General features: G+C 44.4%; 7 protein-coding genes. 5 read left to right on the forward strand and 2 right to left on the reverse strand.

The window, feature by feature from the left end:
- Positions 1-180 precede the first annotated feature (180 nt).
- Positions 181-732 carry a DsrE family protein gene (locus MHM99_RS20325; protein WP_239220410.1) on the reverse strand — a complete coding sequence of 184 codons (552 nt, stop codon included), beginning with the start codon at positions 730-732 and terminating at the stop codon, positions 181-183.
- A gap of 17 nt (positions 733-749) precedes the next feature.
- Positions 750-1,811, reverse strand: a complete 1,062-nt coding sequence (locus MHM99_RS20330; protein ID WP_239220411.1) for a major royal jelly family protein — start codon at positions 1,809-1,811, stop codon at positions 750-752.
- A gap of 252 nt (positions 1,812-2,063) precedes the next feature.
- Between MHM99_RS20330 and MHM99_RS20335 the strand changes: the two genes are divergently transcribed.
- From MHM99_RS20335 to MHM99_RS20355, 5 genes are all read left to right on the forward strand, one after another.
- Positions 2,064-2,639 carry a DUF4136 domain-containing protein gene (locus MHM99_RS20335; RefSeq protein WP_342351278.1) on the forward strand — a complete coding sequence of 192 codons (576 nt, stop codon included), beginning with the start codon at positions 2,064-2,066 and terminating at the stop codon, positions 2,637-2,639.
- A 175-nt stretch (positions 2,640-2,814) separates the two neighbouring features.
- Positions 2,815-3,474 (forward strand): hypothetical protein, encoded by a 660-nt coding sequence (locus tag MHM99_RS20340; RefSeq protein ID WP_239220413.1) that lies wholly within the window; start codon positions 2,815-2,817, stop codon positions 3,472-3,474.
- A gap of 169 nt (positions 3,475-3,643) precedes the next feature.
- Complete coding sequence (locus MHM99_RS20345; protein ID WP_156078684.1) at positions 3,644-5,629, forward strand: class I adenylate cyclase; 1,986 nt, start codon at positions 3,644-3,646, stop codon at positions 5,627-5,629.
- A gap of 162 nt (positions 5,630-5,791) precedes the next feature.
- Positions 5,792-6,184, forward strand: coding sequence for a BlaI/MecI/CopY family transcriptional regulator (locus MHM99_RS20350; protein WP_239220414.1), 393 nt, complete (start codon positions 5,792-5,794; stop codon positions 6,182-6,184).
- Complete coding sequence (locus MHM99_RS20355; protein ID WP_239220415.1) at positions 6,177-7,388, forward strand: M56 family metallopeptidase; 1,212 nt, start codon at positions 6,177-6,179, stop codon at positions 7,386-7,388. Before MHM99_RS20350 ends, MHM99_RS20355 begins: the two co-directional genes overlap by 8 nt.
- The last annotated feature ends 83 nt before the right edge of the window (positions 7,389-7,471 follow it).

Genomic DNA, 7,471 nt, shown 5'->3' on the forward strand with positions numbered 1-7,471 from the left:
TGCCATCTATACTGCGTTGAATGTTCTCGATTTAGAACCACTAAACCGTCAAACATTCGCCTTGTCTAGATGGCACACAGACCGCTGCAAAAATGTACAGCAAAGGTCAACAGGCCCTACCTAGCCAATACACAGAAGCTATAATTAAGCTCCTGTGCGCAAGAGGAATTAACTCACAACTTAAAAAGGGTTAACCGAATACCCTTTTTGTGCCAGGCGCGCGTGGGCTGTCATGGCTGACAAATTCATTTTCACTCCGTCTATCAACGCATTTTTTTCAACGCCATGGGCAGCGGCAGACTGCCCACACACTATTACGTCTACACCTTTCTCCATCAACGCTACAAGTAGCGTTTCGTTTCCATTAGGTAAGCCCTTACGCTCTTTGAAGTTTGCAGTTTTAAGCACTTCTTCTGTGGCAGAGCCGTGAACGACAAGCGTAAGCGAAAGATTTTCCTGCTTAACGCCATTGGCTACGTGCATATTGATAAACCGTGCCAGCGACTCAAACTTGCGGTTTACCTCACCAGGGCTTGCCGCTTTGGCTACGTCAAACGCAACCTTGAACGTCTGATTTTCAGGAAAACTTACGCCCTCAACATGAGCATGCTTGCCGAAAGTGTCAAACACAGGGCCATAATCAAAATCTGATTTAGCTGAAGCTTGCCCAGCTACTATGAGTGCTGCTGCAAACCCCAGTGACGCGCTGCCGATCCCTTTTGTGATGCTCATCGCTAATTCCTCGAACTTTAACGCGCAGGTAGCGCTGTCTTATACACTTCAAATGTCATGCCGCTAACATCACTACCCGCATCTTGTATTTTGCTATTGGTATAGTAAAGCGCACTGTTGTAGATACTAAAGGTGTCAGCCCAATTCACCACATCACCTTTCACAAGGGTGCGAAGGTCTAGACTTGGCGTAAGGTACTGTACTTCTTGCTTTTCTAGGTCAGCTAAATAAACATTACCTTGATGAAAAATCATGCCATCTGGTGCGCCTGTCGTCGCTACTTTTCGCACTTTTTCTGCCAACACGTCATTTGACGATTTCTCGATGTCAGATGTGTTAATGGCATACAGCGAATAACCAGACAATGCGTGAAAATATAGTGTGTCGTTTAACGTATCAAGCGCGATCCCGTCAGACTGAACAGGCATAGTAAAGGGTTTGCCCTGAATACTTAACGCATCGACTTCAGCTTTAGTGGTTTTATGGTTATCTAAAATACGATAGCTGGTATTGTCATCAAGGTTATATACCACTAAACCCGCGTGAGCCGAGTCGGTCATATAAATGCGATTCGTTTTTTCGTCTACTCGCAAGTCATTAATGTACGAATCAGGGTGGTAAGCGTCTTCGCTAAGTATCAAGGTTCCTTCTATCTCGTTTGAGGCTAAATCAACGACAAATAAGCGAGGTGCATCCACTACACCTTTAAACTTAGGGTTTCGGGTGTCCAACACATACAGCTTATCCTTGTGCGCAACCACTGACTGCACCGCTAAAAAGCAGTCTTTTCTTACTTCGCTTTGTGCCACACATTCATTTGTTTGGCTATTAGGGTAAGCGACAAATTCTCCGGTGTCGGTAACCTGAGCTACGGAAAAGCGAACGCCGTCACGCCAGTTGGGCGCATTCACAAATACACGACCATCATTACTTACCGTAACACCGGTAATTTGCGTGCCCTTTATGTCGCCCACTAATTCAACATTCGCGTCTGGTGAATGTTGCGCGATTGCATTTACAGAAAAAAGTGCGGCGACACTCGTGGCAAGTACCCCTTGTTTTATACGCTTTGTATTCATGTCCTTTTACCTTTAATTAGTGGCTTAGCTTGTCAGCACACACCACAAAGCGGTGCGCATTAACAAAACTGAATGGAATAAAGCATACGGTCTTATTGTGAATGTGGAACACCTTTTAGCGGCTTATCTATGCAGGCTGACGAAAATCAAGTGGTGAAACTAGCTTTACCACTTATGAGATCCAAAACACGGTATGCTCTCGTTTAAGTTAAGAGCTAACAAACTTTACTGAAAATTATGCACAGCAGTATGATGAAAAAACGTGAAACTGGTTTAATGCAAAAGGCAAAGTATTTGAAAACAGTGCTACTTTTAACAGCATGTATGGTCGTGGTTGCCGCATGCAGTAGTAGTAAGCCTCAGATAAATATGGATGAAACACAAAACTTTGCCGATATTAAAACGTTCTATATTCAGCCTCCTCTAAACCCAATCAACGCGACGCTGGCCAATCATCTTTCCTCAGCCATTACCCAGCGCCTCATTGAGAAAGGCCTCACCCCATCTTCGGAGGAGGACGCCGATATCGCGGTGGGATACCTACCTTCCACCACCACTAAAGAGGATGGCACCACCTTGAATCTAGGGCTGGGCACCGGAAGTTACGGTCGCTCTGGCGGCATTTCATTGGGCAGCATTTTTAGCATTCCGGTTGGAGAGCAAACCACGCTTCAACAAGGGCTTCAAATTGACATGGTTAAAGACGGTACATTTGTTTACAGCGCGTCAGGAGCGGTAGAGCTGGAGTCGAAAGACAGTATCAGCATTCAAAATAAACTTGATGAACTCGTCATTAAGCTCCTTGAACAATATCCGTCTAACAGATAGCTCACACCTGGGTCAGCAATAAGAACCGACTTCTTCGCTAAGGGCTCGCAAGAGCCCCTACTCCATAAAAACTCTTCATAACGATGAACTTGGCGCTGATTTTGCGTATGAATGCCTATATTAGGTCCCCCACTTTTATGCCCCACGCTATGAAGTGAGCTACACAGAGTCAGAAATGGATACCACATACAGCCACTTGTCATCTTCACCTTCACTATTCAATTACTTGGGCGACACAGCAAATGCCCAAAGCGCACTTCAAGATGTTGTAGAAAAATCCAAGCAGGCTAATGCTCTCGGTGATGCGTTCAGTGCGTTTAATGGTGAACTACAGGGCAATCAAATTGACACATATCTTAAAAAAATAGAAAGCGGCGAGGCCTCACTCAACGGCAACACAATTGCAAACTACCTCGATTTTAATCGGCAAAAGCTTGCCTCGGAATTAAGTGATTTAGCGGCAAAACTTGGTATTTCAAACGATACAAAGCTAACGGTGAGCAAAGGCGAGCTGGTAATTGAAAGCAGTCAGGGCGAGCAAGAGCTTGATAAAACCACGTTGCGCCTACAACAGTACCTAGAAAAGGACACCAACCTTACGTCACTTATTCAACAAACATCTCGTCTGTCTCAGTTCAAAGAATGGGGAGATGCCACGTCATTTGCATCAACACTACAAGAGAAAGGCACTGACGAAGCGACTATCCAGTCATTTTTAAAAGAAGCTCGCACGTCAGTGACGTCTGACAATACGCTGATATTCAATAAAAACGGTTTCGGCTTTTCTTCCGATGGTAAAACTGATGCGCTAATTGATGCATTTGATAAGCAGTAAGGGCAATTTTACAAAGTGAATAAGTCTCTATTCATTACGTCCCTCTTACACGAGAGCAGATAAGTACGGAATATCACAAATTAAGAATCACTTTTTCTGTGCGAAATTAGAGGAAGTCGACGCGAAATAACGCTATGCTTGGCTGCATGATGAAGTGCAGATTGACATAATGGCAGCGCAACAGCCGCTTTCCGTTCAGCAAAACCTTACCATTAGGTTATTGCGCGTATTGCGATACAACAAAGCACGTATTGAGCGTGCACTTACGCTCATGCCTGAAAAGCACAGGCCGCTTTTTCATGTGCTTCCCTTTCTTGTACATGTTAACCACGAAGCCCTTCCAGGATATGTGGCCCCACTCACCTCGGGTGAAACCGTTCCATTTGGTATCAACAATTACTCGTTTAGACCTGATGTAGAACAAGCTTTGCAGCGCTGTTTTCCTGCACAGAGTCACTTGTTTTCAGACATTAAGCAAATTTGGCCAAGACAGCGGGCGGTTGATGCACTGGTTTTAATGGGTAGCGTGGGGACTATTGCTCAGACTGACGACTCAGACTTTGATTTTTGGGTGTGTATTGACGGTAAACGTTTTTCGACTACTGAGCTGACTTTACTTCAACAAAAGCTAACAGCCATTGAAAAATGGGCGGATAACACCTTTGGTATTGAAGTGCATTTCTTTTTATCTGAGATAGATAAAGTGAAGCAAAACGATTTTGGCGTTGCTGAAGGTGAAAGCGCGGGCTCGGCGCAAGCCCTGTTTCTAAAAGCTGAGTTTTACAACACCAATATAGTAGTAGCAGGCAAAGCGCCGTTTTGGTGGCTTACTCCAGAGAAAACAACAGAGAAGCAGTATCAGGCTATTTACAATAGTTTGGAAAAAGGCGGCTCACCAGACGTAGACTGGTTCATGGACTTGGGTCACCTAGAGCGACTAGACGCAAGCGAACTTTTTGGCGCCGCCATCTGGCAATTAGGCAAAGCCATGGACTCGCCATTCAAATCCGTATTAAAAATGGCAAAGCTTGAAGTATACCTTGCCAATATCTCTCACGGACAACCACTGTGCAACCTTTTGAAAAAGCATGTACACCGCGGTGCTGAAGCTCCAGGGCATGTTGCTGATATCGATCCCTACGCACTCATGTTTGACGAACTCATCGCTCACTACAAAGCCAATGGTCAGGCGGAAGATATTGCTGTATTGCAGCAGTGTTTATATTTGAAATGTGGGTGTACATTGAGCCACCCGCTTGTAGAAGGTGAGCAAGCGAATTTCAAACGCAAAATTATGGCCTCGTATGCAAAACAGTGGGGGTGGAGCCGCAAACTACTTGCCCACTTGGATAACCAACAAGATTGGACATTCAATGAACGTGTACAGCTGAGCCGTCGAATTCACCGCTTTTTATTAAAGTGTTATCGCCGCATCTCCAAAGAGATTAGTCACCATCAACAGGTGATGGATCAAAAAGACATGACCGTTCTGGGCCGCCGATTAAGTACCTATTACGCTAAAAAGCCGGATAAAATTGAGTTTTTGCGACGCGCTTTTGACGAAAGCCTTTACTGCGAAAAAATCACCATTGCTATGCGTCAGCTCAAAAATGGTGATGAAGTATGGTCAGCCTATGCTGGTGATTTACTGAGTAAATCGGGCATTATCGACGATTCACAAAAAGTTACTCAAGCGACTAGCGCCATTGCACTGATGGTCTGGCTTGTGTCGAGCAAAATAATAGATACAAACAGTAAGGTTTATCTCGATTACAATTACGGTGAAGTGAGCGAACTAGACTTGAACGATTTGCTTAAGCATTTGTGCAAGTATTTTCCTCCAGTCAAAGTGTCGTCACTACCGCGTAATGACTTGCTGGCGCCAGAACGCATAACCGCATGTTTTGCCATTGTGAACTTCCCCACCCTACGCCAAAAAGCCACGGTAGAGAATGTATCCATCCTTTATACGACGTCTTGGGGTGAAACCTTTTTGAGACACGGCAGCGACGTGCTGGATACGCTGTGGTACGACTTACAAGAAGTAACCCCAAAGCCGCCGTGCTATGTAATGGTGCCACGTGGAAATCAACAAGCACGAATACTCGGCGAGTTCTTAGAAGCTAACGAGCTTAATTTCACCGTTTTATACTGATACACCCAACGTAACGCTTTCAAAGAAGCGCCAAGCGTAGTACTCCATCTCACACTATCTCTCCGTTTAAAAAATATGCAGAAAAAGCTTGCGCTTTAGAATTACAAGTGTAATCTAAAAACATGGACTACAAATGTAATCAAAATAAAAGACGTCGTAATTATGAGTAAAATGTCAGACAAACCTGAAATTTCAAACGCTGAATTTGAAGTGCTGGACGTACTGTGGGACGACCATCCTGCCACGTCGAACGAGGTTATTACGCGACTTAATGACAAAAAAGACTGGCACGAAAAAACCGTCAAAACCTTGTTAGGCCGCTTGGTAAAAAAAGAAGTGTTAGGGTTTGAAAAGCAGCAGCGCCAGTATCTTTATTATCCACTGATTGCTAAAGAAGACTATACAAAAAAAGAAACCACGAGTTTTGTTAGCCGACTGTTTAAAGGCAAGATCGCCCCTATGGTCGCTGGTTTTGCAAATCAAAACTCGTTATCTAAACAAGATGTGGACGAGCTCAAAGCCCTTATCAAGAAATGGGAAGAAAACAATGATTGATTGGATTATTGCTCAGCAGGGTGTTTTGTCGCTAGCGCTTGTTTTACTCATGGTGTGCGAACACTTTTTCACTAATAAAATTGGGGCTTCGCTTACCTATAAGCTATGGGCGCTGATACCAGCTTGCCTCATAGTCAACAACCTTCCAATGTCGCTGGTTAACATTCCATCGAATAGCTTTGCTCGCTATGTGGTTGGCGTTAAGCCCACATTAAACACCGTTGAGTTTGAAACCTGGTTTACTGTATGGGCAATTGGCGTAAGCGCAATTACAGCCTATGTCTTAGCGCATCATCTTAAAATATGGGCATCGATAGGAAAGCGCCACGCTATCCACACCAATGCCTACTATTCCAGCAAAGCTACCACACCTATGCTATTTGGTTTTATCTTGCCAAAGGTGCTTATTCCCTTCTCATTTAAAAGTGCATTTTCGATTCAACAACAAGCACTGGTATTAGAGCACGAGAATGTGCATCGCAAACATTACGATCACCTGTGGAACGCGTTAGCGCTGGTTATCGCTATTGTATTTTGGTTCAACCCACTAGTTTGGCTTGCGCTAAAACCCTTCAGAATTAATCAAGAACTGGCTTGTGATCACGCAGTACTGAAAGACAAGACAGACAACGAAAAACTTACCTATGCAAAAGCACTCGTGCAATGTGCCGAGCATGGTTCAGACGCCCTGCACTTTACACGCGGGCTTTACCCAACCTTTGGAGAAAAAAGGACTATGATCAAACGTTTAAACGCGATAAAGCAACCTATGCGTAACAATAAAGTACTGGCTGCAGGCGTACTTTCAATTGCCGCCATGCTCACCATCAACACGGCTTTAGCCAATGCGCCAGTAGCAGAGACCAAATCTGAAGCTAAGATTAACCAGGCATCGCCGGTTAAACGCGTTCCACCAAGCTATCCAGAAAAAGCAGCGCAGCAAAGTGTAGAAGGTTTCGTTGTACTCTCTTTCGATATTACTGAAACGGGCGCTACAGATAATGTAAAAGTAGTAAAATCAGTGCCTGCTGGCGTGTTTGATAAAAGCGCAAAAGTTGCCCTGAAACAATGGGAATACAAGCCTCGTATTCAAGGTGGCAAAGGCGTGAGGCAGACCGGCCTTCTGGTGCAGCTAGACTATCAACTCGGTGCCTCTCTTGATACGGCGAGTGTTGAAAAGAATGCTTCTGACGTGCTCCAATAGATTCACACAGCCAGTTAAGGGATAATTATCTCAACTGGAGTGTATATGAAAACGCGAAAAAGCTATTCAAAAGAATTCAAACT

The organism is Alteromonas sp. MmMcT2-2, from assembly GCF_022348305.1.
Lineage (GTDB): Bacteria > Pseudomonadota > Gammaproteobacteria > Enterobacterales > Alteromonadaceae > Alteromonas > Alteromonas macleodii.